General features: G+C 65.1%; 22 protein-coding genes and 1 pseudogene. 14 read left to right on the top strand and 9 right to left on the bottom strand.

Going from position 1 to position 25,696, the window contains the following annotated elements; translation table 11 throughout:
• Positions 1-25: 25 nt before the first annotated feature.
• Genes AC3B6C_RS09550 through AC3B6C_RS09540 form a run of 3 tightly spaced genes read left to right on the top strand, consistent with a single transcriptional unit; the run spans position 26 to position 2,198 of the window.
• Entirely contained in the window at positions 26-376 is a 351-nt protein-coding gene (locus AC3B6C_RS09550) for a hypothetical protein (protein WP_488375833.1), read from the top strand.
• Complete coding sequence (locus AC3B6C_RS09545) at positions 373-1,668, top strand: phage head morphogenesis protein (protein ID WP_488375832.1); 1,296 nt, start codon at positions 373-375, stop codon at positions 1,666-1,668. Before AC3B6C_RS09550 ends, AC3B6C_RS09545 begins: the two co-directional genes overlap by 4 nt.
• A 35-nt stretch (positions 1,669-1,703) precedes the next feature.
• Entirely contained in the window at positions 1,704-2,198 is a 495-nt protein-coding gene (locus tag AC3B6C_RS09540; protein ID WP_488375831.1) for an LpqN/LpqT family lipoprotein, read from the top strand.
• Between the two features lie 1,177 nt (positions 2,199-3,375).
• Here the strand turns inward: AC3B6C_RS09540 and AC3B6C_RS09535 are convergent.
• Both AC3B6C_RS09535 and AC3B6C_RS09530 read right to left on the bottom strand, forming a co-directional pair.
• Positions 3,376-3,697 (bottom strand): annotated as a pseudogene (locus AC3B6C_RS09535) (HNH endonuclease); the annotation flags it as partial.
• A 225-nt stretch (positions 3,698-3,922) separates the two neighbouring features.
• Positions 3,923-4,765 carry an alpha/beta fold hydrolase gene (locus AC3B6C_RS09530; protein ID WP_488375830.1) on the bottom strand — a complete coding sequence of 281 codons (843 nt, stop codon included), beginning with the start codon at positions 4,763-4,765 and terminating at the stop codon, positions 3,923-3,925.
• Positions 4,766-4,820: 55 nt separating this feature from the next.
• Here AC3B6C_RS09530 and AC3B6C_RS09525 point away from each other — a divergent pair, with 55 nt between their 5' ends.
• From AC3B6C_RS09525 to AC3B6C_RS09515, 3 genes are all read left to right on the top strand, one after another.
• Entirely contained in the window at positions 4,821-5,699 is an 879-nt protein-coding gene (locus AC3B6C_RS09525; RefSeq protein WP_014925067.1) for a LysR family transcriptional regulator, read from the top strand.
• The gene (locus AC3B6C_RS09520; protein ID WP_488375829.1) at positions 5,696-6,652 is read left to right on the top strand and encodes a serine hydrolase; all 957 of its coding nucleotides are present in this window, start codon (positions 5,696-5,698) and stop codon (positions 6,650-6,652) included. The genes AC3B6C_RS09525 and AC3B6C_RS09520 overlap by 4 nt, the downstream gene beginning before the upstream one ends.
• A gap of 68 nt (positions 6,653-6,720) precedes the next feature.
• Positions 6,721-8,493, top strand: coding sequence for a penicillin-binding transpeptidase domain-containing protein (locus AC3B6C_RS09515; protein ID WP_488375828.1), 1,773 nt, complete (start codon positions 6,721-6,723; stop codon positions 8,491-8,493).
• A gap of 70 nt (positions 8,494-8,563) precedes the next feature.
• Here the strand turns inward: AC3B6C_RS09515 and AC3B6C_RS09510 are convergent, their stop codons facing one another.
• Positions 8,564-10,162 (bottom strand): alkaline phosphatase D family protein, encoded by a 1,599-nt coding sequence (locus AC3B6C_RS09510; RefSeq protein ID WP_488375827.1) that lies wholly within the window; start codon positions 10,160-10,162, stop codon positions 8,564-8,566.
• Between the two features lie 132 nt (positions 10,163-10,294).
• Between AC3B6C_RS09510 and AC3B6C_RS09505 the strand changes: the two genes are divergently transcribed.
• From AC3B6C_RS09505 to AC3B6C_RS09490, 4 genes are all read left to right on the top strand, one after another.
• The gene (locus AC3B6C_RS09505) at positions 10,295-10,519 is read left to right on the top strand and encodes an amphi-Trp domain-containing protein (protein ID WP_010843269.1); all 225 of its coding nucleotides are present in this window, start codon (positions 10,295-10,297) and stop codon (positions 10,517-10,519) included.
• Between the two features lie 146 nt (positions 10,520-10,665).
• Positions 10,666-11,184 carry an OsmC family protein gene (locus AC3B6C_RS09500; protein ID WP_488375826.1) on the top strand — a complete coding sequence of 173 codons (519 nt, stop codon included), beginning with the start codon at positions 10,666-10,668 and terminating at the stop codon, positions 11,182-11,184.
• A 132-nt stretch (positions 11,185-11,316) separates the two neighbouring features.
• Entirely contained in the window at positions 11,317-11,733 is a 417-nt protein-coding gene (locus AC3B6C_RS09495; RefSeq protein WP_488376241.1) for a DUF3761 domain-containing protein, read from the top strand.
• Between the two features lie 22 nt (positions 11,734-11,755).
• Positions 11,756-12,481, top strand: a complete 726-nt coding sequence (locus AC3B6C_RS09490) for a GNAT family N-acetyltransferase (RefSeq protein WP_488375825.1) — start codon at positions 11,756-11,758, stop codon at positions 12,479-12,481.
• A gap of 19 nt (positions 12,482-12,500) precedes the next feature.
• Here the strand turns inward: AC3B6C_RS09490 and AC3B6C_RS09485 are convergent, their stop codons facing one another.
• Positions 12,501-13,457 (bottom strand): hypothetical protein, encoded by a 957-nt coding sequence (locus AC3B6C_RS09485; RefSeq protein WP_488375824.1) that lies wholly within the window; start codon positions 13,455-13,457, stop codon positions 12,501-12,503.
• 151 nt (positions 13,458-13,608) lie between these two features.
• On the opposite strand from AC3B6C_RS09485, the gene AC3B6C_RS09480 reads away from it, so the two are divergent.
• Positions 13,609-15,360, top strand: a complete 1,752-nt coding sequence (locus tag AC3B6C_RS09480; RefSeq protein WP_488375823.1) for a DUF3556 domain-containing protein — start codon at positions 13,609-13,611, stop codon at positions 15,358-15,360.
• A gap of 27 nt (positions 15,361-15,387) precedes the next feature.
• Here the strand turns inward: AC3B6C_RS09480 and AC3B6C_RS09475 are convergent, their stop codons facing one another.
• Positions 15,388-16,347, bottom strand: coding sequence for a DMT family transporter (locus AC3B6C_RS09475; RefSeq protein WP_488375822.1), 960 nt, complete (start codon positions 16,345-16,347; stop codon positions 15,388-15,390).
• A 36-nt stretch (positions 16,348-16,383) separates the two neighbouring features.
• Between AC3B6C_RS09475 and AC3B6C_RS09470 the strand changes: the two genes are divergently transcribed.
• From AC3B6C_RS09470 to AC3B6C_RS09460, 3 genes are all read left to right on the top strand, one after another.
• Positions 16,384-16,980, top strand: coding sequence for a TetR/AcrR family transcriptional regulator (locus tag AC3B6C_RS09470; protein ID WP_044505695.1), 597 nt, complete (start codon positions 16,384-16,386; stop codon positions 16,978-16,980).
• Between the two features lie 101 nt (positions 16,981-17,081).
• Positions 17,082-17,558: a hypothetical protein gene (locus AC3B6C_RS09465; RefSeq protein WP_044507520.1), complete on the top strand. Its 477-nt coding sequence runs from the start codon at positions 17,082-17,084 to the stop codon at positions 17,556-17,558.
• Positions 17,559-17,631: 73 nt separating this feature from the next.
• Entirely contained in the window at positions 17,632-19,368 is a 1,737-nt protein-coding gene (locus AC3B6C_RS09460) for a SulP family inorganic anion transporter (protein ID WP_488375821.1), read from the top strand.
• A 22-nt stretch (positions 19,369-19,390) separates the two neighbouring features.
• Here the strand turns inward: AC3B6C_RS09460 and AC3B6C_RS09455 are convergent, their stop codons facing one another.
• From AC3B6C_RS09455 to AC3B6C_RS09440, 4 genes are all read right to left on the bottom strand, one after another.
• Complete coding sequence (locus AC3B6C_RS09455) at positions 19,391-20,716, bottom strand: PucR family transcriptional regulator (RefSeq protein ID WP_488375820.1); 1,326 nt, start codon at positions 20,714-20,716, stop codon at positions 19,391-19,393.
• Positions 20,713-22,134, bottom strand: a complete 1,422-nt coding sequence (locus tag AC3B6C_RS09450; RefSeq protein ID WP_488375819.1) for a phytoene desaturase family protein — start codon at positions 22,132-22,134, stop codon at positions 20,713-20,715. The genes AC3B6C_RS09455 and AC3B6C_RS09450 overlap by 4 nt, the downstream gene beginning before the upstream one ends.
• Positions 22,131-23,993, bottom strand: coding sequence for a DUF3556 domain-containing protein (locus AC3B6C_RS09445; protein ID WP_488375818.1), 1,863 nt, complete (start codon positions 23,991-23,993; stop codon positions 22,131-22,133). Before AC3B6C_RS09445 ends, AC3B6C_RS09450 begins: the two co-directional genes overlap by 4 nt.
• Positions 23,994-24,114: 121 nt before the next feature.
• The gene (locus tag AC3B6C_RS09440; RefSeq protein WP_488375817.1) at positions 24,115-25,581 is read right to left on the bottom strand and encodes a class I adenylate-forming enzyme family protein; all 1,467 of its coding nucleotides are present in this window, start codon (positions 25,579-25,581) and stop codon (positions 24,115-24,117) included.
• Between the last annotated feature and the right edge of the window lie 115 nt (positions 25,582-25,696).

The raw sequence follows: 25,696 nt of genomic DNA, 5'->3' as shown, positions 1-25,696 counted from the left end.
AACGTGTCTCATCTTGGGGGGTCGCATGAGCGAGAAACTGTCGGTTGATCCTGCAGATCTACGCTACGGGGGTCATCAGCTCGGGGGTTGGCACGACGAGACCATCGACGTGTTGCATGGCGGATTCCGGACGGTGGGCGAAGCAGCCGACGCCGGCTGGGTGGGTGCCTCGGCTCGAGCATTGGAGGAGAAGCTAGGCGCACTGCAATCGTCGGCACGGAATATCACCACTCGTCTCGGTGACGACTCAGCTCGGTTTGTTGCGGCTGCGCGCCGGTACGAGGTCGATGACACGATCTTGGGTGCCGAGATTGCAGGCGCCGATCACAAGCACTCACCTCCGGTTGAACCCCAGGGCCGGATTCTCAACCTGTGATTTCGATCTCGGACATCGACCGGTGGAATGTAGCTGATATCGAACAGGTCTTTCGTGTTTGTACAGCCCAGGCCGAACACTGTACTTATCAGTCCTCCAACCTGAGGAATCTCGACACTTTCTCTACTTGGGACGGCGACGCCGCCGCAGCCGCGAAGCGTTCTGTAGGTCGTACCCGAGTGGACTTCGATGCTCACGGAAATCAAGTCACAGTAATCGCCGCCGCGGCACGGGCCGCTGCAAATAAGGTCGACACAATAAAGCACGTCCTCGGCCGGATCCGTGGTGACGCGTATGCCGACGGCTTCAGCATCGAAGACGACGGCCGGGTGATATCGACCTTGCAGACTGTGATGTCTGCCGAAGATTCCGGTAATAGAGAGGCACGCCGGACGGCTTTGCAAATTCGGATCAACCAACTCCTGATTAATGCTGAGGCAGTCGACGATGACCTAGCCGCCGCCATCAGGGCCGCGGACGGGGAGATTCGGCCAGACCAGATACCACCGGGAGCATTCGACGGTACTTACGCGGGAGTCTTCGGTATCGCATCGCTGGGTCTTCCACAATACCCGGATGGATCGCTGACGATTTCCGAGACTCGAAATTACTACGCGGAGGCCGAGAGGAGGTTGAAGTCCCTCAATGACACATTGGCGAAGTCCGACATGCCGATAGATCAACGGGCATTGATCGCGCAAGATCTGCGGAACGAGATCCGCACCAAAGCCCGAGTCCTCATGTCCGATCAGGCGCTCGCATCCGAGCTGTTTCGTAAAGAGCCAAATAAAACCATGGAACAGCTCATTGAACACAAAGCCCAAAAATACGGAATGAGCCGCGAGCAGGCACTGGAAGACATAATCAGGTCCTCGTCCACGAGCCGTGAGGCTGTGAACACGCATCTCGGAGTTAACCCGGAGAAGCCGGTTCTGCCAGACCTGAAGGACGTTGAATCTCGGGCACCTCGAGCGGGCCCAGTAGAATCGACACCCGACCGGGTCGGTGCGACAGCTACGAAGGTCGCAGCGAAGATCGCTCTACCGGCGGCTGTGGCTTTCGAGGTTTACGACGGATACAACCAGGTCAAGACAGGTGAAGAGAGCGTCCCAGAAGCGGCGGGGAGTGGCGTTGGGGCCGTCGGTGGGGCATGGGCCGGCGCCGAGTACGGTGCGTTGGCAGGCGCAGCGGGGGGTCCTGTCGGTGTTGGCATTGGGGTAGTCGTCGGCGGCCTTGCCGGCGGACTAATCGGAGGAACATTCGGAAAGCAGATTGGCGGCTTGTTCGATTGAGCGAGAATTGGACACTATACGACAGACTCGAACGGATGGCGGTAGTTCAGTCACGCGTCACCGATCCACGGACGCTCGCGGGAGACGTGCAGCTTGCGATCGACGCGAACTACCGAGCCGATCCATCGGGCACGGACATCGGACTACTGGGCCTTTACTTTGCGGAAAACCCTGCGGAGCCCCTGTTCAAGGACAACGTCGCCTTGATACTGACACGTTGCGTAGTGGATGCAACGGTAGACGTTAACGACCTGTTTGATCACGCGTTCGCCGAAGCTCGCGCGTTGTCCGACTGGACGGAACAGCGCGCAGATCGATTCCCGATCAGCACCCGGACGCAGGGCTCAACTGTGCAAGCGGGAAGCTATCGCCACAACGGCGCGTGGCTTTTCACGGTGAATAAATTCGAGGCATACCAGCGAGGAAACGTGGTCTATCTGCTGCAGTGCACCGCTACCACTGCCTCTACCGAACTCGCGACCTGGTCGACACTGATTGACACTGTCGTCTCCGCGCGTTTCGACGACTAAACAGTGAAGGAGCAGGTGTGGTAACACGCGCATCATCTGTCGCGGACCTCGACAAGGCACATGCCACGCGAGTCGAGTTCGTCGCGGACCCGCAAGACGAGTCGTGGTACGTCGGAACTGTGGATGGAAGTCCGATTTACGTTCGTATGGGCAACTTCCCAGACGAGGAGGCATATTCACTCTACCTCGGCCACGGTCGTTGGATGGACTTCAGCCGCGTTCCAGACAACTGGACCATCACGACTCCATCGGAAGGATGGCCGTCAACTGCTCGACGCCGACTACCTAAAGGCGAGTTCCATGTTTGACGATGGCTGCCCTTACCTGAGCAGACCCGATCGGGAATTTCTCATCACCCGATGGAGCGAGCCGCACCGTCGATACCACGACGTTCAACACTTACGTCAAATCCTCGCATCGCTACGTGTACTGCAATCCGCAGGCACAGACTTCGACGACGAAGCAGTTACTTTGGCGGCATGGTTCCACGATGCGGTGTACGCGATCGGCTCGTCTGACAATGAGGAGGACTCAGCGCTCCTGGCAGAGTCGATGTTGAAGGGTCGAGCGTGTGCCACGGAAGTGGCCCGACTTGTCCGGGTCACTTCTAGCCATGCCACCGAGCGTCGGGATCTGAACGGAGCAGCACTATGCGACGCGGACCTTTCGGTATTGGCCAGTAGTCCGGCCGATTACGCCGTCTACTGTTCCAGAGTTCGCGATGAGTATTCGTCCGTGACAGACGACGCCTATCGGACCGGTCGAGCGAATATACTCAATGGCCTCCTGCAAATGGACTGGTTGTACAAGACGGACTTCGGCCGCGTTCACTGGGAACGTCCGGCCCGTGAAAATTTGCAGGTCGAATTGTCGCGACTCCGACGCTGACCGAAGCCTGTGTCCGCTATCCGCAGACTCGAAACGAGCGCAGCGGCTCTCCATTCGAACAAACCATCCCCCGGTGGAGATCATCTCCGAGGTCCATACAGTTGCCGACTGATCGTAGCTAGCGAGCAACCATGACTGATCGCTGGAGCTGCCGCGACCGCGGGTGGTCACTATGAAATTGTGAAAGGTCTCGCACGGTCCCGGCTCTCGGGCCGCGGTCGGGGTTGGGAAGGGGCAGTTGTGTCCGGTATGCGGCACAAACTGCCCCAACGTCAGAGGCTGCGGCCCGTCAGGCCGCGTCGTCGAGTCGCATGGTGCGACGGTTGTAGGCGGGCAGGGGTTGGCGTCGGGGGTCGATGTCGGCAGGCGGAATGAGCCACGGGTGTCGGTCGAAGCCCATCGCGACGTCCCCACCCGCTGTGGTGAACCTGCGTGTGACACCTCTGGCACTGTAGGCACCCGTTGTCCAGGGATGTCTCTCCACCGTCAGCCCAGTGCACGAGATGGTGGACCTGCGTATGCGAGGGCGGTGCACCGTATTTGACGCAACACCGATCCCGAACGACGATCGCTGTGCGTAGATGTGCCGGGACGATCCTCTTCAGATGTCCATCTGCAGAAACACCGTCCCGCCACCCCCGGTTGCCGTAAAAACTGCTCAACAACCGTTTTCGTACCCGATTCCCAGACTTCCTTCCGTCCATGCGAGCTCGTTTCGGTCAGTGGTTCACTTCTGAATCGCAAACTCGGACCAATCGAACCAATTTCGTGCCCCCGATATGTCCCAGAATAGATCTCGCATGAACACTTGGCGGCCGGGACCACACCCCATCAGCTCAGTCGGTGCTGACACTCGCGACGTGTCGAATGATGTTCTGTGTCAATGTGTCCGGCTCGGACTCCGGTAGCCAGTGCCCACCGGCTATCTCGCGGACGTCCAGCCCGCGAACGACATCGGCTGTCTTGCGCATCACGTCCACACTGAAGAACGGATCGTCCCGACCGTAGATGTACGTCGTGGGCACAGGCTGTTGCGATGCAGGTGGCCGGGGATGCTTCGGCGGCCGCAGTCGCTCGAACAGCATCCGTCGATACCAGTTGACCGCGCCACGCGCGACGCCATCCGACCTCATGCGTTGCTGATAATGATTCGCACGTTCCGCGGAGAGGCCGGACCGTTCCAGGAACCGGGCCAGGTGCCGCGTCAGCACATGTTCCGGTACCGCAGGCAGCACCAACGCGAGCATGTACCAGCTCCGCACCGCCTGTCCTGTTCGTAGCATTCCCCATGCCAGGGCCTGCGGGTGCGGGGTCGACACGATCGTGGCGGTACGCAGTCGGTGCGGGTGAGTTCTGCGGATCGTCCACGTCAGAGCACCGCCCCAGTCGTGTCCGACGACATGAGCACGGTCCACGCCCGCGGCGTCGAGCAGCGCGATGACATCGGCAACGAGCCGCGGCGACCCGTACCGCGACACCGACCGCGGGCACGCCTCAGGCGAGTAGCCACGCAGGTTCGGGATGAGAACCCGAAAACCATATGTGGCCAGCGACTGCCCCACTTCGTTCCACGCCGTACGGTCCTGCGGGAATCCGTGTAGAAGTACTATCGCCGGGTCGTCGGCAGCTCCGAGATCGGTCACCTCGAAGGTGAGCCCGTCGGCTGAGAACGTGTCCACGTGGCATTTCCTCCTCGGATGATCCAGTCGTACCAACCATGCCATCCTGGAACCCGTGGATCTGATCAGGCACTTGCGGTTCTTCGTCGCCGTGGCCGAGGAGGGTCACTTCGGTGAGGCCGCTGCCCGTCTGGAGATGACGCAGCCGCCCGTGTCGCAGGGTCTGCGTCGCCTGGAGAAACAGCTGGGGCTCCAGCTCATCCGACGCACCACGCGCGGCGCCGAACTCACCGACGCCGGTCGCGAACTCCTCCCCCGCGCTCGCCTGCTCGTCGACGACGCTTCACGATTCATCGGCGAGGCCCGCCGGTTACACGAGCACACCGAGGTATTACGTTGGGGCGCTGCGTCACTGATCGGACCGACGATCACAGCCACCCTCGCACATCGCATCGCCGGCGTGGCGTCCGGACAGGACGCCGTCAGCGCATCGACAGTGAATCTCGTCGAACAGGTGTCGGCCGGCTCACTCGACTTCGCCGTCGTCGAAGCCCCCTGTGTCACCGGATCCTTGACCAGCGGGCCGGTTGTCGTCGTCAAACGCTCGGTGGTGGTGCCTGCGACGCACCCGGCGGCATCCGCCGACCGGCCCCGCTTGCGTCAACTGGCGGGTCTGCACTTCTGCCACACGCCACGGTCGTTCAACCCGCCCGCACACGACCAGCTGATCGATCGGTTCCGCGAGTCAGGACTCGACCCGCGGTTGTATCCGGTGACCTCAGCCGACCAGGTGCTGGCCGCGGTCGCTGCCGGGAACGCCTTCGCCCTGACGGTCGATCGCGACGTCCTCGCCGCGGTCGACGCCGTCCGCTGTCTTTCCATCGGCCGGGACGCCACGGCGCTACGCCTACGCGTCGTGTATCGCGAACCCGGTCTCAGCGAGGTGGCAGGAATCGTCACCGCCGCCCTCTACCGAATGGGCAAGGCCTCGTGAGCGCATCGACGTCCCTACCCGCGCCGGTCCGCGCCGAACTCGACCGCGTCATCCGCGAAACCTTCGCCGATGCAGGGTGTTCGGGCTGCGTGCATGCACGGACGATCGGGCCGACGCCGGTCGAGTTCAGCCACGATGCCGATGCGCCAGTCGTCCTGGCATCGGTGTACAAACTGGCGGTGTTGATCTCGTTGTGCCGCCTGGCAGATCGCGGTGACATCGACCTCGCCGCATCGATCACCGTCGAGCCCACGCGGTGGGCTCCGGGACCGACCGGGCTCGCGCTGTTCACCGACCCGGTGACCATGACCTGGCGCGACCTGGCCACGTCGATGATGACCGTCTCCGACAATGTCGCCGCCGACGTCATCCTCACCCACATCGGGTTGCCGCGGATCCACGCAGACCTGAACCAACTCGGCCTGGCGCACACCCGCATCGTCGGCGGCGTCGCCGAACTGCACGAGCGCCTGCAGCGGGAGACGGGCACGAGCACCGTCGCCGAGGCTTTCGCAGCACTGGCCGATCCCGACATCGACCCGTCGGTCAGCGCCTACGACGCCGCGTACTCCAGCTCCGCGACGCCCCGAGACTGTACGACGCTGCTCGACGCGATCTGGACCGACCGCGCAGCGTCCGCCGCGTCGTGCGAGTTCATTCGGCAGACGATGAGAAAGCAGGTCTTCACCTCGCGACTGGCATCGGGCTTTCCGTTCCGCCGGGTCAGCGTCGCGGGCAAGACAGGCACACTCGTCGCTGTCCGCAACGAAGTCGGCGTCATCGAGTTCCCGGGCGAACTGCCGGTCGCCATTGCGGTGTTCACGATGAGCGCGAGGTCCGAGATGGCGCTGCCCGAGGTCGATCGCGCCATCGGGGAAGTCGCCCGCGCGGTGGTCACGGAACTACGAACGCCGACGACTGATCACAAACCACCGTTTCAGCAGCGACCATAGCGAACCGCTATCGACCCATTGCGTGCCGAAACTTGGCATCGCGGGGCTTCGATGGGTTGGCTCGGGGCATGCGTCGATGGTGGGCACTCCTGAGTGCATGTGCGGTGATCGTGGGTACGGTGTCGGGCTGCTTCCTGTCGTCGGAGTCGCCGGAGGACGCGCTGCGGTCCTTCGCCGCCGCCCTCCAGGAGGGTGATCCCTCCGGCGCCGCTGCACTCACCGACGATCCGGTCGCGGCGAACGCGGCGATCGCTGCGATGTTCGACGGCATGGGTCAGACGCCGAAACTCTCGGTCACCGGCAGCCTCGTCGACGACAAGGAGGTCAGTGGCACCCTCGATCACCGGTGGCAGATCCGCGATCGCAGCGTCGCGTATCAGACCTCCGTCGTTCTCGCCGAGACAGATTCTGGATGGCGGATTCGGTGGCAACCATCCGTGCTCCACCGGCAACTCCGTGCCGGAGAGTCGTTCTCCTACAGCGATGACCGCGCATACCGAACCCCGGTTCTCGACGCCCGCGGTCGACCGCTGATGACGTGGCAGCCTGTCACACTGGTGAATCTGCAACGCGCGCAACTCGGTTCGGCAGATGCGCTCGCACGTGCACTCCGGCCCATCGAACCGGGCATGACCGCTGCGGGGATCCGCGCGTCCTTCGACGGCAACACTGCTCCGCAACAGACGGTCATCCGACTTCGCAGCTCCGATCTCGTCCGGGTCGAGCGCGACGTCAAGGCCATTCCCGGCGTCACGCTCAGTGAGCAGGGCGCACTGCTCAGCGCGACGAAAGCTCTTCATTCACCGGCGATGTCGGGACTCGAGGACATCTGGCGTGCGACCATCGACGCCACGGCCGGCTGGTCCGTCCAGATCGTCGACGCCGAGGGCACACCCACCCACCTCGTGGACTCGGCGCAGCCCGGTGCGACGCCCCCGGTGCGTACCACCCTCGATCGGGACATCCAGACCCGCGCGCAGCTCGCCGTCGACAATGAACGACGCCCGGCCATGATCGTCGCCCTCGAACCGTCGACCGGCGGAATTCTCGCCGTCGCGCAGAACGACGCCGCGGACAGGTCGGGATCGGTGTCGCTGTCCGGCCTGTACCCACCCGGGTCGACATTCAAGACCATCACGACCGCCGCCGCTCTGGATGCCGATGCGGTTCAGGTCGGTTCGCAGGTGCGCTGTCCGGGACGCGCCACCATCGAAGGCCGGACCATCCCGAACGAGGACGACTTCGATCTCGGGACCGTGCCACTGCCCACCGCGTTCGCACGGTCGTGCAACACGACGATGGGCGCCCTCGCGAACAAGCTCTCCGACGATGCCCTGACCACGATGGCGCGGCGATTCGGCATCGGCGCGGACTTCACCGTCCCCGGCCTGACAACCGTGACCGGTTCGGTGCCCAGGGCCGACTCCCCCGCGTTGCGGGTCGAGAACGGTATCGGTCAGGGCACCGTGACCGTGAGCCCCTTCGGCCTCGCCCTCGCCGAGGCGAGCCTCGCTCGCGGCGAGACCGCGGTTCCCACCCTGGTTCAAGGGCAACGAACGACGGGAGACGTCGAACCCCAACAGATCTCCGATGGTGTCGTCCGAGCGCTCCGAAGCATGATGCGGGACACGGTCACTCGTGGTACGGCGACTGCGCTCCGTGATATCCCCGGACTCGGCGGCAAGACCGGCACCGCGGAATACGGCGACAACAAGAACCCGCATGGCTGGTTCGCCGGGATCGTCGGGGACCTGGCGTTCGCGACACTTGTCGTGGGCGGCGGGTCATCGGGTCCTGCGGTCGAGGTCACGGGTGAGTTCCTGCGCCCCTTGCGGAATTAGAGGCGTCCTCGACAGTGTCTGATTCGTAACGGTTTCCGGCACTGATCCCGCACTCCGCGGGCCCCGGGTCTCAGCGCGCCGGTTCCAGCGCCTTGCGGTACAGCGTCCTGCCCGACGCGTCGACGAGATCCACGCTCAGCACCTTGGTCCTACCGTCGATCGCCACCTCCCCGAAGTGCTGGAATCCCTCGGCCGGTGACACATTCGACTCGGTCGGCGCGTGCACGAACTCGTACTCGGCGCCGAACGTGCCGTCCAGCGGACTCTCGGGGAACGCGCCTGCATGCAGCGGTCCGGCGACGAATTCCCAGAAGGGCGAGAAGTCCTTGAACGACGCGCGATCCGGCTCGTACGAGATCGCTGCGGTGTAGTGGACGTCGGCGGTCAGGAACACGACGTTCGGCACGTTCTTCGTCTCCGAGAGGATGCGCGCGAACGCGATCTCCCGACCCAGCGGGTCACCGTCGTCGCCCTGGGCGACGGCCTCCATGGCCTTGGGGCCGTTCGCCGGTGTCGTGTTCTTGTCCCCGACAACAATACTCAGCGGCAGGTCGTTGGCGACTACCTTCCATGTCGCGCGCGAACCCCTCAATCCGTCGATGAGCCACTGCGTCTGCTCGGCGCCGAGGAGACCGTTGACGTTGCCTCTCGACCAGGCATCCGGATTCGGGTCCTTGTAACTACGCATGTCGAGAAGGAAGACATCGAGCAGCGGGCCGTAGGAGATGGTGCGATACAACCGATCCGACGCGCCGACCTCGACGGGTTGCCACTCCTGCCATGCCTGGCGTCCGTTGCGCGCCAGTACGTCGACGCTCATCTCGGTGTAACCCTCGCGGCCCTGTCCGGACAGGCTCTCGCCGGGGAACCAGTTGTTGACGACCTCGTGATCGTCCCACTGCACGAGCTGCGGGACCGATCCGACGAAGCGTCGGAAGTGTTGGTCGGTGAGGTTGTAGGCATAGTTGCCGCGGAACTGATCCACGGTCTGTGCCACCTGTTCCTTCGCCGGACTGGTGATGTTCCGGTAGAGCTTGCCGTCGTTCTGCTCCTGCGTCGGCTCGACGGGGTTGTCGGCGTAGATGGCATCGCCGGAGTGGATGAAGAACTGCGGGTCACGGTCGGCCATGGTGGAAAAGATCGTCAGGCCGCCCATGTCGGGATTGATACCCCAACCCTGGCCGACCACATCGCCGGACCATTGGAACCTGATGTCGCTCTCGCGCACCGGCGCGGTCGTGAAGGTGCCACTCACCGGTTCGGAGCGCGCTCCGTTCTCACCTTCGAGGGTCACGCGATAGTGCACGACCTGTCCCGGTTCGAGGCCGGCCAGACGTAACCTCCCGGTCCCGTCGGTTGCCGGAGTCAACACCGGACCGCGGAGTGTGCGTGCACCGCTGAAGGATTCGGTCGATGCGGTCTCGACGATCATCGTCGCCGGACGATCCGACCGCGCCCACACCAACGCTCCGCCGCTGGTCACTTCCCCGGTGGACACGCCGTGGGTGAGAACGGGCCGGTTCCTGACCAGGCTCGGCGACGCCGCGCTCGGGTTCGACGATCCGCAGGCCGCGAGTGCCGATCCGACCGGGACGAGGAGCGCGCCCGCAGCGGAGATCCGCAGGATGGTACGTCGTGACGTCGGGCCGACTCGTTGAGATTGGGTCATGGTCGTCAGGGTCGCGCAACACTTCCAATGCATCGTGAAGCGCGGGTGACGAGAAGGTGTCCGCATGGCGATCCGGTGTTTCCGGCACGCCTGCCGCTTGACCGGACATACCCGGTCGGCTCAGATGGACTGATGAGTGACGAATTGTTCGAGCACAAGACCAAGACCGAGCTGTCCCGTGAAGAGGCCGCGAAGAAGATCCACGAACTCGCGGACGCGATCGCCCGCCACAACGAAGTGTCCTTCGTGGAGAACAACAAGACCGTGCGCGTCGACATCCCGGCCACGGTGCAACTGAAGATCGAGATCGAACGCGGTGAGGACGAGTCCGAACTCGAGATCGAGATCACCTGGTAGACCCGCCTGATCAGGGAACGTCGGCCGCGCAGGATGCCCCTCCTGGCAGCAACATCCAAGTGTTCCGCTCACTCTGACGCAGAACGTCGTCGTACTGGGCGGTGACAGATAGCTTCGTCGGCAAACCGCACTGTCGAAGGAGCACCATGACCGAGACCGCCACCCGCCTCAATAACGTGGACATCGCCGCTGTCGGCCAACTGGTCGAGGCGATCCAGGGCGACGCCACCAAGGCGCAGACGACGTGGGCCGCGCACGTCCAGTGGAACGGCTCGTTCGCATCCGAGGCGCGGATTCGCAACTTTTCGCCGGTCGCGTCCGACGAACCCGCCGCGCTCGGCGGCAGCGACACGGCACCGAACCCGGTCGAGCAACTGCTCGGCGCCTTGGGCAACTGCCTCGCCGTCGGCTATGCAGCGAATGCCACGGTGGCGGGCATCGAACTCAAGGACCTGCGGATTGATGTGAAGGGCGACGTCGACCTCCACGTCTTCCTCGGACTGGCGGAGGGACACGCCGGCTTCGAATCCATCACCGCGAAGGTGACAATCGACTCCGACGCTCCGCGCGAGAAGCTCGACGAGCTGCACGCCAAGGTCCAAGCCAGCTCACCTGTGGGACACACTCTCGGCAACGCGGTGCCGGTGGAGATCGTGTTGAGCTGACGCATTCCGATCTGGCCGATTTCCGACTTCATCGACTCTGGGCACGTCTGACCGCGACCTCCGTTCTGCAGATCTGTGCCGGATCAGCCGAAGACCGACACACGAACGCCCTCAGTCGATGACGATGGCCCGATGCCTACGATGACAGCGCGGCGAATCCTTGCTGGGCTCGCCGCAGTATTCGCACTGACCCTCGGCCTGTTGTTCACCGGAGCAGCCGCTGGAGGTGCGCCTGCGCACGCGAGCCCTGCCGTTCACGATGTCGATTACACATGTGGATCGGGATATTACGAGAACTCAGAGGGTAGCTGCATACCAGGTCCTGATGGTTCGCCGACCGGAATCCGCTGCAACGACGGAACATACAGTCACGCCGAGAACCGACAAGGTGCCTGTTCGCGGCACGGCGGCATCGCAGATGATTCTGGTGAGGCCGGAGCAGGGGGCGACGGAAGCGGCAGCGCCGAACTCGGCTTCGGCAGTGCCGTGATCGGCAGTTCCGTGATCGGTATCGGATTCCTCAGCGCGCTGCTCTTCGGAAGCAGCTGACCTTCTCGAGTATCGTCGCCGTGTGACCGACCGCATCACCGACGAACGAGCCCCCGAACACGGGGCTGCAGGTCACCCGCTGCTCGACAACCCGGCCCTCGCGGCCCTCACCGGACCGCACGCCCGCTTCGCCCAGCGGCACGGCGGGGCCCTGCGGTATCACCCAGACGTCTGCCCCATGGCGGCACTCCCCGACTCTCCCACCGAGCAGGACTGGTCAGATGCCGCCGAGCTCGTCGGCCCGGGCGGTTCTCTGTTCCTGCCGGTGGTCTCGAATCGCCCACCCGCCGACTGGGATACGACAATGGACCTGCCCGGCGTGCAGATGATCGACGTCGGCGCCGACGCGAGACCAGACGACGAAGCCGTGACGCTCACGACTGCGGACGTGCCGGAGATGACCGACCTGGTCCAACGCACCCGCCCTGGACCTTTCCGCCCGCGCACCATCGAGATGGGCACCTACCTCGGCATCCGACGCAACGACCGGCTCATCGCGATGGGCGGCGAACGGTTGAGCCTTCCGGGTTACACCGAGATCAGCGCCGTCTGCACCGCCCCGGAATTTCGCGGTCTCGGGCTCGCCTCACGACTCGTACTCGATCTGGCACACCGCATTCGGAATCGCGGCGACACCCCGATCCTCCACGCCGACGCCCGAAACGTCGGCGCGATCCGGTTGTACCAGCAACTGGGGTTCGTCGTTCGCCGAGAGGTTCTGTTCCAGGTCTTCACTGCACCGCAGTGACCGCACCGACCGATCTCGATCAGTTCCGCTTCAACGACTTCGCCAGCGGGGCGATCTCATCGAGGTAGATAGAAGCCAGCACGTCCGATTCGTCGGCCATGTGCCGCACCCGATCGGCCTCCGCTCGATCCCATTCGGTGGCGACGACGTGCTCGAAATCGTCGATCCCACCGACACGGTCGAGCCACTCCTGCTTCTCCTGACGCTGCTGGATCTGCGCGACGATGTGCCAGTAGCCGGCGAACGCCTCCAGACGCCGTACGAGTTCGTCGAGTCGGCCTGACAGCAGGAGCGACTTCTCGGCAAAGGTGGAAACCACTTCCGGGTCCGAAGCCAGGTGCCCCGACGGGGCCTCGCCGAGTATCGCGAACTGGTCTCGGAGGCCGACGGCAGCGTTCGCGATCGCGGTGACCTCGCCGGTCAGGTCGACGCGCACGGAGTGGCGATCGAAGAAGTCCAGCCGCCACGCGGGGATGTCACTGATGCGCTCGGCAACCGCAGCCGTCATCCACGCGATCTGTCCTACCGGGTCGGATGACAGGCGGCCGAGTTCGTCCGCCCCATGTCCGCCTCGGCCATCGGCATCGTCGGGTCCGTCGTCGCCGCGCTCCACCGATCGACCACACCAGATGTCCGAGGCCAGGACGACGAACCCGCCGGCATCCCTCGCCCCCTCGTCAGCGCCAGGGTCAGCGCTGTCCAGTCGATCCCGAATCGCCCGGCACGCCCCCTGGCGCCGCGCCTGCGCCGATCGAAGGGTGGCGTCGAGGTCGCCCAACGGGTCGACCGGGGAGCTTTCGGGCCCCTGCGCCGGGAGTGGGTTGTCCGAGGTCACCCGTGCGGCCGCCCTCCGGTTGCGGATGTCGTCACGCATACCGCTGAACATCGCCGAGAACGCGCCGATCGCCATGCCCAGCAAGACCACGAGAGCAGCCGCGAGCACCACCACGAAGACGGCGACCACGACGTAGGTCATGGATCCAGTGAACCACGACCCTCGGGCTCGGTGGTCGGATTGACAGCGAGGTCCGAGCCCTGTTCAGCGCGCGACCGAGAGCCGCGACCACGAACGAAGATCATCGCGAAGCGGTACCAAGCAAGCACTTGGTTTGCTAGGTTCTCCGTCGATGGGATTCCTGAAACAGACCACCCCGGAGATCGACTTCCCGACGTGGAGTCGCGGAACGCGCGCGGAGAAGATCAAGCCGATGGCCCGGCACTGGGCCGAAGTCGGGTTCGGGACGCCGGTGGCACTGCATCTGTTCTATGTGGGCAAGATCCTCGCCTACGTCCTCGTCGGCTGGGTCATCGTGATCAGCACCCCCGGCATCGACGGCTTCTTCGACGTCACCACCTGGTACGACGAGCCGATCGTCTTCCAGAAGGTCGTGTTGTACACGATGCTGTTCGAGGTCGTGGGCCTCGGATGCGGATTCGGTCCGCTGAACAACCGGTTCTTCCCGCCGTTGGGATCGATCCTGTACTGGTTACGGCCGAAGACCATCCGGCAGCCGCCGTGGCCGCGAATCCCGCTGACAGCCGGCGACTCCCGCGGTCCTGTTGATGTCGTTCTCTATGGCGCGCTCCTCGTCGTACTCGTCATCGCGTTGTTCAGCCCGGGGTCCGGTGCGATCCCCGAACTGGGCACGACGGTCGGCGTCCTTCCCAGCTGGCAGATCTGGGCCGTCGTGGGTCTGCTCGCGGCAGTCGGGTTACGCGACAAGACCGTCTTCCTCGCGGCGCGCGGCGAGGTGTACGGCGCGTTCGCGGTGGCGTTCCTGTTCAGCGGTGTCGACATGATCATCGCCGCCAAGTTGGTGTTCCTCTGCATCTGGCTGGGGGCGGCGACGTCGAAGCTGAACAAACACTTCCCGTTCGTCATCGCGACGATGATGTCCAACAATCCGATCTGGCGGTCCCCGAAGATCAAGCGCAAGTTCTTCGAGCACTTTCCCGACGACCTGCGTCCGGGGCGCCGCTCGCGATGGATCGCCCACTTCTCCACGGCCATTGAGGGACTCGTCCCGCTCGTCCTGTTTTTCTCGCACGGCGGGTGGGTGACTGCCGTCGCGGCATCTATCATGCTGATCTTCCACTTCGGCATCCTGTCGTCGATCCCGATGGGCGTGCCCCTGGAGTGGAACGTCTTCATGATGTTCGGCATCGTGGCGATCTTCATCGGTCATCCCGGCATCGGACTCACCGATCTCCAGTCACCCTGGCCGATCGTGCTCTTCGCAGCCTCCGCAGGTACGGTCATCGTCGGAAATCTGCTGCCGCGCAAGGTCTCGTTCCTACCGGGTATGCGATACTACGCCGGCAACTGGGACACGGGCCTGTGGTGCATCAAGCCGTCGGCGTCGGCCAAGATCGAGAAGGGCATCGTCGCCATCGCGTCCATGCCGGCCGCGCAACTCGAACGCTTCTACGGCAGCCCCGAAGCGGCCCAGATCCCGCTGTACATGGGATATGCGTTCCGCTCGTTCAACAGTCACGGCCGCGCATTGTTCACGCTGGCGCACCGCGCGATGCGACCGATGCCCGAAGAGCAGTATGTGTTGACCGACGGCGAACGCATCTGCAGCACCGCGATGGGGTGGAACTTCGGCGACGGGCACCTCTCGAACGAACAACTCATCGAATCCTTGCAACGGCGTTGCCATTTCGAGCCAGGCGAGGTTCGGATCGTGCTGCTCGACGCGCAACCGATCCACCGCCAGACCCAGGAGTATCGTCTCGTCGATCCGGCGGTCGGTGAATTCGAACGGGGATACGTGCGTGTGGCCGACCTCGTCACCCGGCAACCGTGGGACGACCAGGTTCCGGTCACGGTCACCTGGCGCGCCGACGTAGGCCAGGCGGACGAACACGCCGGGTGAGAGCGGCAGTGGTCTGTGTTTTCCGAATCAGGGAGCGGCAGTTGCGGTACGCGCTTCCGCCTCGCGCCGATCGCGGGCTTCTGATGACGGCGGACGATTCACCACCCAGGTGGCGCCGCAGGCCATCGCCAGACCGAGACCCGTTGCCCAGCCGAAGGGTTCGCCGTACATCGCCGTCCCCCACAATGCCGTGACGGGCGGCATGAGGAACATCAGCGTGTTGACCGAGGTGACGCCGGATCGTCGTAGGAGCACCCAGTACAACCCGTAGCCACCGAGTGTGGACAGAACAGTCAGCCAGGCGATCGCCAACCAGAAGGTGCCATCCGCGGGCGGTACCGCCACTCCCGCGAGAAGTCCTGCCGCGGTGAAGATCACCGCGGACGCCCCGCAGTGGATCGCCAGGACGACCGTGGGTGAGGGCGAGTCGTCGACGCGTCGTTCGAGAAAGGTGGCCGCGACGAGTGCAGCCATTCCGAGCAGGGGTATGAGGTAGGCCCACCAGGGCGCAGCTGCCGAGGACGCCGCGTCCGACCAGGTCACGAGAACGACACCGGCCGCACCGACGAGCAGACCCCACCACTGGCGTCGATGGGTGACCGCACCGAGCAGCGGACCCGCCAGTGCGGCGACGACGAGCGGTTGGACGCCGTCGATCAGTGCGGTCGTCCCGGTGCTGACACCCAGCGCGATCGCCCAGTACACCGTGACCGTGTAACCCGCTTGGGAAAGACCCCCGACCACGAGCTGAGAACCGAACCACCTCAGAGACATCGGCGCCAGACCCCGCCGACGCCACAGGAAGTACACAGCGCCGCCGAGCACAGCCGCCACCACCAGGAATCGCCACATGAGGATGGTGAGCACCGACGCCTCGGCGGCTCCCAGCTTCGCCCCGATGAATCCCGACGACCAACAGACGACGAACGCCGCCGACATCGCGAAGGTCACCCACCGCGCCGGTATACCGATCTGTGAAGTCTGCATGGATGCGACTTTACCGATCGGTGTAGTGTTTGTCATGTGACCGCCGAGACCGCACCCCCGACCGTGGACTGGACACCCAAGGCCCGACTCATCCTCGAGGCGGCCTCCGAGCTGTTCTACGAGCGCGGAATACATGCGGTCGGCGTGGACTCCATCGCGGAGGCCGCGGGCGTCACGAAACGCACGCTCTACGACCGCTTCGGTTCCAAGGAGCAGGTGGTCGTCGAGTATCTACGCGCCCGCAACGCCGCCTGGCAGGAGTTCCTCCGGTCCCGACTCGACGCAGCCGACCCGACGCCGGGCGCCCGACTCGCGGCGGTCTTCGACGCGACGCGGGACTGGTCGGCCGCCCGAGGCCACAAGGGGTGCGCGATGATCAACGCGCACGCCGAGATCAGCGATCCCGACCACCCGGCGTATCCGATCATCGTGGGGCAGAAGCACGATCTGCGTGACCTTCTCACCTCGATCGCCACCGATGCCGGGAGCCCCGATGCGAGCGCACTGGCACGACGGTTGTTCATCCTGCACGAGGGCGCGCTGGTGACCGCCGGGATGGGAGTCGAACCCGATGCCCTCGACGCCGCTCGGGACGTCGCGCTCGAGATGATCGGCGGGCCGCAGGCGAATTGACGAACTCTTAGCGGCGAGATGTGTTCCGCAACAACGCCGTGCGGAGTAGATCTGATCCGGTGACCTTGTTCGACCTACTGCCCTCACTGAAAGGCGTCACCGTGACCAGAACGTTCGAAACCGCAACGTGGGGAACCGAGCTGCGCTCCTGCGGCGCGGACGTCGTCGCCGGCGACCTCTCGCTCCGCGCGGAATCGCTGCATCGCAAGATCGCGTTCTACCTCGATGCCGATGGTGAACCGGTCTGCCAGTCCTTGTGCCCTACCTCGGTGTGGTTCCCCACGCTGGTCACCCGGATCACCTCTGCGGTCGTCGCACGCGGTCGCGTCGTCGTCCACGTCGACGCCACTCTCCCGCTCCACTCCGCGCTGCTCGACGTCGCGTTCCCCGGGTCGCACCTCGCAGGCGCCACCATGGCCGACATCACCGTGGTCGATCTCTCCCGGCATCGTCGCACCATGCACGCCGAGGTCCCCGCCCACCTCACGGTCACCGGCACCATCGCGCTGGCGCTGTCGCCCGTGATCCCGCCGCGGACACCGACCCAGCGGAACGTCTCTCGGTCCGTCACCGCCTGACCCGTTCGAACCGGGCACGATATCGACTCGGCAAAGAGAAGCCGAAACCGCCGCAAAGGCCCATAATCGCTTGATGCAACCGGAAACGGTGTCACGGTTCCTGCCCGGGCTGGGAGTACTCCGCGGCTACGAGAGGTCGTGGTTGAAGGGCGACATCGTCGCCGGCATCGTGCTGACCGCCTTGCTGATCCCCGCAGGCATGGGATACGCGGAGGTCGCCGGCCTTCCACCGGTGACCGGCCTCTACGCGACGGTGATCCCACTGCTCGTCTACGCCGTCGTCGGACCGTCGCGCATCCTCGTCCTCGGCCCAGACTCGTCGCTGGCCCCGATCATCGCGGCGTCGATCATCCCGCTCGCGGCCTTCGACGCGGAGCGGATCGCGCTCGCCGGAGTCCTCGCCATCGAGGTCGGCGTGGTCCTGCTGATCGGCGGACTGCTCCGACTCGGTTTCGTCACCGATCTCCTGTCGAAGCCGATCCGGATCGGTTACCTCAACGGGATCGCGCTGGTCGTCGTGCTCAGCCAGTTGCCGAAACTGTTGGGCTTCGGCGTCGACGGCGATTCGGTCATCCAGGAGGCGATCAACATCGTCAAGGGCGTCGCGTCCGGTGACGCCGAATTGCTTCCGTCGGTCATCGGCATCGCCTGTCTCATCCTGATCTTCGGGCTCAGGTATTGGCGCAAGGCCATCCCGGGTGTACTCGTCGCGGTGGTTGCCTCGATCGTCGCGGTGGCGGTGTTCGGCTGGTCCGACGACCTCCCGGTCGTCGGCGCCATGCCTCGCGGCTTCCCGTCGCCGTCTCTGGAAGGCGTGACACTAGACGACGTCATCAGCCTCATCGGCCCGGCAGTCGGTATCGCGCTGATCGCCTTCGCGGACACCAGCGTGCTGTCGCGGACCTTCGCGGCTCGCGCCGGCGACCAGGTCGACGGCAGCCAGGAGATGGCGGCCATCGGCACCGCGAACATCGCCACCGGATTCCTGAGCGGATTCGCGATCTCGGCGTCGTCGTCCCGGACCCCGGTGGCCGAACAGGCCGGGGCCAAAACGCAACTCGCCTCGGTCGTCGGGGCGCTCCTGATCGTGGTGTTCATCTTCATCGCACCGGGGGTGACCGCCTACCTCCCGTCGGCCGCGCTGGCCGCCGTGGTGATCGCCGCAGCGATCTCTCTCATCGACATCTCCGGCGTGGTCGCGCTGTTCCGCGCCAACTGGGTCGAGGGCGCGCTGTCGATCGCCGCGTTCCTGGGTGTCGCGCTGATCGGTGTCCTGCAAGGCATTCTGGTCGCGATCGGCCTGTCGTTCATCGCGTTCGTGAACCTCGCGTGGCGTCCGTACCGGACGGAACTCGGCCGGGTTCCTGGAGTGCGCGGCTACCACGACGTGACCCGCCATCCCGAGGCCGAACGCATCGACGGCGTGCTGATCATCCGTTTCGACGCACCACTGTTCTTCGCCAACGGCGGCATGTTCGACGACTACGTCCGCGGCAAGGTCCGCGAGGCGAGAAAGGCCGGGCGAGAACTGCACACCGTGATCATCGCTGCCGAACCCATCGTCGACATCGACGCCACGGCGGTCGACGAACTCGTCGAGCTCGACGACTATCTCCGCACCCACGACATCACACTCGTCTTCGCGGAGATGAAAGACCCGGTGCGAGACATACTCCGACGCTATGACCTCCGTGTCGACGGCGAACCCCGGTTCGACGACTCGCATTTCGCGCCCACGACCGGTGCGAAGATCGACGAGATCACCGGGCAACCCCGGCGGGACATCGAGCGATCGGAGGACCAGGCCTGACGCCACGACCGGCCACCGACACTCAGCGCGCGAACATCACCGGGCCGAGGAACTCGCAGACCGTCAGCGCCAGAGCGAGATCCAGGCGGTCACGGTCTCCCGGGACCTCGGCGAGTGCCTTGCCGATGCGGTACTTCACCGTGTTGCGATGAAGGTTGAGTCGTTCGGCGGTGTGGAGATGGCTCTCCTTGGTGGCGAGGTACACCGAGAGCGTCTCCCGCAACATGGAGGCGTTGGCGGTGTCCTCGGCAAGCCCACCGAGGACCTCGTGGACCCAGGCACGCGTCGACTCGAGATCCTGCGCCAGAAGAGACACCACGGCCACGCCCCGGTCACCGAATCCGATCACCCGGCCCGCCGCACCACCCGGCATGGACGCCACGGAGTAGGCGGCGCGCGCCTGCTCGTGCGTTCGTCGAAAGCCCCGTGCCCCGGATGCGGGCATCCCCACCGCGACGCGGACACCCGCCGGAACGGTTGAGCGAACCGTGATCACCGACGAGTCGTCGGTGACGTCCCTACCGGTCAGCGGAATCCACGCCCACACGGTCGAACGGTCGATGGCGGTGACGATCGGCGTGACGCCCCCGCCGAGTCGGGCGCCGAGTTCGCGGGCCGCATGGGTGAGCCCGATGAGTTCGCGCGGTTCGTCCTCGGACGACCAGAGGATCAGCGCAAGATGACGCCGGTCGAGCTGGTACCCGGTCTCGGACTCGAATGCGCGCTCATCGGGTTCGGCACTGTCGAGGAACGAGAGGATGGCCGCTGACTGGACGTTCCCTTCGACCCCCAGCCAACGCCGGCGCTCGTCCTCGTACGCCTCGAACACGTACAGGGAGATCCAGTCGATGTAACCGAACAGCACGTCGGAGATGTGCCGTGTCAGCGCCATCGATTCCCCCGCATCGAGGTCGAGATCTTCGACCAGTCGATAACATCGGCGCATCACGCTGTTCTGCCCCAGATGGTAGGCCCGGACGAGCGAGTTCGAGGGCACGTCCCGTTGTGCCAGTCGCAGTGCGTATTCCACCGCGGCTGTGGTCGGTTGCAGGTGCTCGATCGGGATGTCGTTCGCGAGGACGTGGATGATCGTGGAGACGTTGCCGTGCACACTCGCCTCGAGCAGTTCCACGAGCTTGGGGTCTGTGTCGAGCTGATCGATCTCGCGGGCCATCATCGCACTCAATTCCGAAACGATGTCGGACACGTTGTCCTGCAGTGCCTTCGCGATCACAGCTGCTTGCTCGAGCAGTTCGGACCCGGCGGACGCGGGAACTCCCGCAAGCCGGTCGCGCGCGGCGTCCCCCGCCGGAGTCCGCAGCGCCCGCGACGGTCGCGAGGCGGTCATCGTGACGACCGCGCGTACCGCAGCGCCGACTCCGCGGCGTGGTAGCCGCACAACCCGTGGATACCGGCACCCGGCGGACTGGCCTGTGAGCAGATGTACACGCCCGGAACGCCGATCGCGTACGGATCGAGCGCTGCCCGGGGCCGCAGGACCATCTGCAGGCCGTCGTTCGCGCCGCCGATAATGTCCCCACCCGCGAAGTTGGCGTTGGATGCGTGAAGCTGTTCGGTACCCGCGCTCGCCGTCGCCACGATCCGGTCGCGGAACCCGGGCGCGAACCTCTCGATCTGGGCGACGACCTGTTCGGTGGCATCACCGTCGAAGCCACGAGGGACGTGCGCGTAGGCATAGATCGGATTGAGCCCGCCCGCGCTGCGACCGGGGTCGGCGATGTATTGCTGGCCGAGCAGGACGAACGGCCGCGGAACCATCACCCCTGCCGCTCGCTGTCGCTCCGCGTGCGCGATCTCGTCGAAACTTCCGCCGAGGTGCACTGTCCCGGCGCGCAGGCACTCCGGATTCGACCACGGGATGTCACCGTCGATCGCGAAGTCGACCTTGTATGCCGACGACCCGATTCGAAAACGCCGGTACGAGCGGCGAATTCGGGTCGGCATCTCGTCGCCGAAGATCGAGAGAACCTGGGCCGGGGACAAGTCCAGCAGCGTGATGTCCGCCGGCGGCAGGTCGGCACGCGAGCTCACCCGGACCCCGGTCTCGATCTTGCCGCCCGAATCCCGCAGCGCCCCGACGATCGCCGCGGTGATCGCTCCCGATCCGCCTTCGGCCACCGGCCAGCCGTAGCGGTGCCCGCTCGCCGCGATCATCAGCCCGAGGGAAGCGGTGAGGGGCCGGTCCAAGCGGGAGAACAGGTGTGCCGCGATCCCGCCGTAGAGCGCACGGGCCCGCTCGGTGCGGAACCAGCGGGCGAGCGCGGTGGCCGGCAGGATGGCCCGGGGCCCGAACGACGCGAGCCGGATCGGGTGACCGGGTACGCGGACGATCGGGCGGAGCAGATCGTCGCCGAGGTCATCGAAATGCTCGGCGAGATCACCGAACATCGCCTTCCAGCGCGGTCCGTCGGCGCCCAATCCCGCCGCCGTGGCGTCGATCGACCGGAACAGGAGGCCGGCGTCGCCGGAATCGAGAGGATGTGCACAGTCGGCTTCGGGCCACTTCCACACCAGCCCGTATCGTTCGAGACCCACCTCGGCCCAGAACGGCGAGCCCACGCCCAGCGGATGAAAAGCCGAACAGTGGTCGTGGATGACGCCCGGCACCGTCAGTTCCCCCGACCGTGCCCCACCGCCGACGGTGTCGGCCGCCTCCAGGACCTGCACGTCGACACCGTTGCGCGCCAGGTGCAGAGCGGCGGCGAGCCCGTTGGGCCCGCCGCCGACCACGACAGCTGTGGTCACTGCGGCGCCTGATCGGTCAGCCGGACCGGCGTCGCGCTGCGATCATCGGAGCGCATCTGCGGTTCATGCACCACCTCAGGATCGGTGACGGCGCGGTGAGCGTCAACGTCGAGGGTCCAGTCGACCTGGAACGGAATGGGGCCGTTCGGCAGCCACGGCTGCTCGTTCACCGCATCGGTCACCCGGTAGGTCCCGGTCTCGATCACACCCAGCGCCGCGTCGATCACCTTGAATCGCTGTGTTCCCCGGTGGATCGGCTGGGACTCGATCCATGCCACCGTGAACTCGCCCGGCGCGAAGTCACACCGCCTCTGCAGAGCCGCGATGAGCCGTTCGTCGTGGAGGTGCCCGTCACCGAAGTTGAAGGCCACCAGGGAGTTACACGAGAACTCCGCCTCGCGCAGTGTGTAGGTGTCGATGTCCGAGCCGAGGTGACGGATCATCAGCGAATACAGCGCTCGGCCCTGACTGTGCAGAGAACGCCACGCCAGCAGCTGGTGCATCACGACGTCGGCCACGTCTGCCGGATAGGACCCGAGCAGCTGGGTGCGGGTGTTCTTCGCGGGACGCACGATGTGCTGGTCGAGCTTCTCTTCGGCACCGGGTGCGAACGCCCAGGTGGCCGATGCCCAGTTACCCGCGTACTGCCGCATCGACGGAAGGAACGAGACCAGGTCTGGACGCAGGTTGCCGAGTACGGGGAAGAAGCAGAGCGCAACACCGATCAGCACCATCGCCCACGGCATCGATGTGTCGGATAGCGCGTAACCGTCCCAGGCCGGAAAGCCGAGGAACAGGAACACCGAGGCATACGCGAAGAGCAGGTTCCATTCGAGCGGAACGGCCAGGGGAAAGGTCGACAGGATGAACAAGTGGAAGCACACCATGAGGACGACCGCGGCCACGGTGAGCGTCTTGCTGGTCGAGAACAGCAGAACCAGCGGCGTGACGACCTCGACGATGGTGCCCAGGACGTGCCCGACGCCCCCGGCCAGCTTCGACGGCCGCATGTCCTCGGGGAAGTTGCGATAGTGCGCCCGCTTGATCTTCGTGCTCGGCACCCACGGGGTGTTCGACAGCATCGGTGGGATCACCATCGAAAAGTGATGTCCCAGCTTGGAGACACCGGCGCCGACCCACACCGACACGATGAGCAGTTTGAGCGCCAGGATCATGTCGAGGAACGGCAGGAAGCCGAAGAAGATCATCGCCGGGAGATACTGCTCGGAGCGCGCGGCGATGAAGATGACCTTGTCGCGCAGGCCGATCACGACGAGCATCGCGATGAGCGGGTACATCAGGACGGGGTTCACCAGGCCCTGGTTGTCACTCATCGCTGAGTCCAGTGAACTCGATGCGACTCCCGGAAGCGCGATCGCCACAGCGAGATTCGCGAGGATCAGGGCGTAGACCGCGATGTCGAACGCGGTGCGGGAGTCCCCCTTGGTGAAGGGCACCTTCCCCGGCCACGGTGGGAGCCGGATGGTCTGGGGACGAAGCCAGTACAGAAACCCACCGGTCATGGGTTTGAAATGACCGGCCAGTGGTCCCCACGACCCCCCGATACCCAGGACCTCCACCAGAACGGTCCACAAGACCAACTTCTGATAGACGACCGGCTGGTTCCACCACTCGGCCACGTGCAGCGGATCGAGTCCGGATGTCAGGGTCGCGAGCGCGATCCCGACGCCGCCGTAGAAGACGAAGACCTTCATCAGATAGATCAGATGCACCATCTTCGGCGTGCCGAAGCCATGATCGGCCCAGTGTGCCCCGAGGACGCGGATCCGGTCGAAGAACGGCCGCTGGAGAAATGTCTCCGGTTCCACCTGGGGAAAGTCTGGTTGGGTGAATCCCATTGCTGTGCACTCCTTGTCGTTTGTCTGTTGTCGGGTGGTGCGCCATCGCCGGTGTCGGCGCGCGGTTCACCGCCCTCGGCGTCGGGGTCGAGCGTCGGGGTCGGGCGGGGTGAGTGAGGGATCAGGCGGTCTGCGGACTTCGGAGACCCGATCGCAGCGCGGGCTTGTCGATTTTCCCGACAGGATTGCGCGGGAGTTCGTCGACGATGTGGATGATGCTCGGTCGCTTGATCTTTGCCAGCCGGTCGGCGAGGTGATCACCCAGGACCTCCGCGTCCACTCCGCGGTGCGGGTATGCGACGACGAACGCGGCGGGCAGCTCGCCGTAGAGTTCGTCCGGCGCCCCCACGACCGCGCACTCGAGTACGTCGGGATGGGTGGCGAGGGCGTTCTCGATCTCCTTGGGGTAGATGTTCTCCCCGCCCCGGATGATCATGTCCTTGATCCGGTCCACCAGCGTGAGGTAGCCGTCCCCGTCGAGGCGGCCCACGTCACCGGTGTGCAACCGGCCGTCGACGATGGTCGCAGCGGTCTCCTCAGACCGGTTCAGATAGCCGCGCATGACATTCGGTCCACTGATGACGACTTCACCGATTTCGCCGACGGGCACCTCCGCGCCCTGTTCGTCGACGATCACGATCCGCTGACCCGGAAGCGCAGGGCCCACGGTCCCGAGTTTGCGGACCCCGTCGATCGGATTGCAGGCCGACGCACAGGTGCCCTCCGTCAGGCCGTAGCCTTCGACGACTGGTATTCCGAAGGCGCCCTCGACCCGGTCGAGCAGTTCCCTGGAGATCGGGGCGGCCCCACACACCGCGAACCGGAGGGGACCGGTGGCCTCGGCGGTGAGCCCGTCCTGCGATACGAGAAGCGCGTAAATCGTTGGTACGGCCGAGAAATACGTCGGGGTGAGTCGTGCGACGTCATCGAAGAACCGGGACGGCGAGAATCGTCCGGTGATGCTCAGCTGTCCGCCCGCGAGCATCGGGGCCAGAAAGCTGACGCAGATGGCGTTGACATGGAACAGCGGCAACACCAGGAGCGCATGGTCGGCCTCGGTGAGACCGAAGTGCGTCACCATCGTCGACGCCATGTAGTGCAGGTTGCCGTGCGACAACCGGACGCCCTTGGGCCTGCCGGTGGAACCGGAGGTGTAGACCAGCAGTGCGTCATCATCGGCAGCCGGCGGATCCAACCCCCGCCAGTCCGGACTCGGCGCGGTCGCCAGCTCATCGGCCACGAGATGGACACGGCCGGGCCCACTTCCTCCGGCGCTGGTGCCGATCACGACTCGTGTCCCGGAGTCCGCCAGCTGATACTCGGCCTCCTCGGAGGTGAAGGCCGGGTTGACCGGTGTGGCGACCGCGCCGATCCGCCATGCCGCCATCAGCGTCACGAGGAGTTCGACCCTGTTGGGCAGGAAGGTCGCCACCACGTCCCCCCGTCGAACGCCAAGGCTGGTGAGCTGTTCGGCGAGACCCTCGACACGCCGGGCGAAGCCGGCGTAGTCCAGCGCGAGAACATCATCGCGAACACACGGGGCGTCGTCGCGGTGGGTCAGGTCCCATGCGAAGTACGTGCTGGTCACCGGGGTGCCTCCAAGATCCTCGTCGTCGATGTGATCCAGAACACTATGAAAAGGCGAGCGGAACGGAAACGGTCGCGGAGGCCAGACTTCGTCCGGACCTTTGTGCTCGGGGGAC

The organism is Gordonia sp. 11cp (assembly GCF_057767225.1).
The sequence above is the reverse complement of the archived record's forward strand: the minus strand, read 5'-3'. Positions and strand labels throughout refer to the sequence as shown.

Bases quoted from the DNA above. Each gene is read 5' to 3' on its own strand.
- AC3B6C_RS09550 (WP_488375833.1), top strand. From the start codon at position 26: ATGAGCGAGAAACTGTCGGTTGATCCTGCAGATCTACGCTACGGGGGT.
- AC3B6C_RS09540 (WP_488375831.1), top strand. From the start codon at position 1,704: ATGGCGGTAGTTCAGTCACGCGTCACCGATCCACGGACGCTCGCGGGA.
- AC3B6C_RS09515 (WP_488375828.1), top strand. From the start codon at position 6,721: ATGCGTCGATGGTGGGCACTCCTGAGTGCATGTGCGGTGATCGTGGGT.
- AC3B6C_RS09510 (WP_488375827.1), bottom strand. From the start codon at position 10,162: ATGACCCAATCTCAACGAGTCGGCCCGACGTCACGACGTACCATCCTG.
- AC3B6C_RS09505 (WP_010843269.1), top strand. From the start codon at position 10,295: ATGAGTGACGAATTGTTCGAGCACAAGACCAAGACCGAGCTGTCCCGT.
- AC3B6C_RS09500 (WP_488375826.1), top strand. From the start codon at position 10,666: ATGACCGAGACCGCCACCCGCCTCAATAACGTGGACATCGCCGCTGTC.
- AC3B6C_RS09495 (WP_488376241.1), top strand. From the start codon at position 11,317: ATGCCTACGATGACAGCGCGGCGAATCCTTGCTGGGCTCGCCGCAGTA.
- AC3B6C_RS09485 (WP_488375824.1), bottom strand. From the start codon at position 13,457: ATGACCTACGTCGTGGTCGCCGTCTTCGTGGTGGTGCTCGCGGCTGCT.
- AC3B6C_RS09480 (WP_488375823.1), top strand. From the start codon at position 13,609: ATGGGATTCCTGAAACAGACCACCCCGGAGATCGACTTCCCGACGTGG.
- AC3B6C_RS09475 (WP_488375822.1), bottom strand. From the start codon at position 16,347: ATGCAGACTTCACAGATCGGTATACCGGCGCGGTGGGTGACCTTCGCG.
- AC3B6C_RS09460 (WP_488375821.1), top strand. From the start codon at position 17,632: ATGCAACCGGAAACGGTGTCACGGTTCCTGCCCGGGCTGGGAGTACTC.
- AC3B6C_RS09455 (WP_488375820.1), bottom strand. From the start codon at position 20,716: ATGACCGCCTCGCGACCGTCGCGGGCGCTGCGGACTCCGGCGGGGGAC.
- AC3B6C_RS09445 (WP_488375818.1), bottom strand. From the start codon at position 23,993: ATGGGATTCACCCAACCAGACTTTCCCCAGGTGGAACCGGAGACATTT.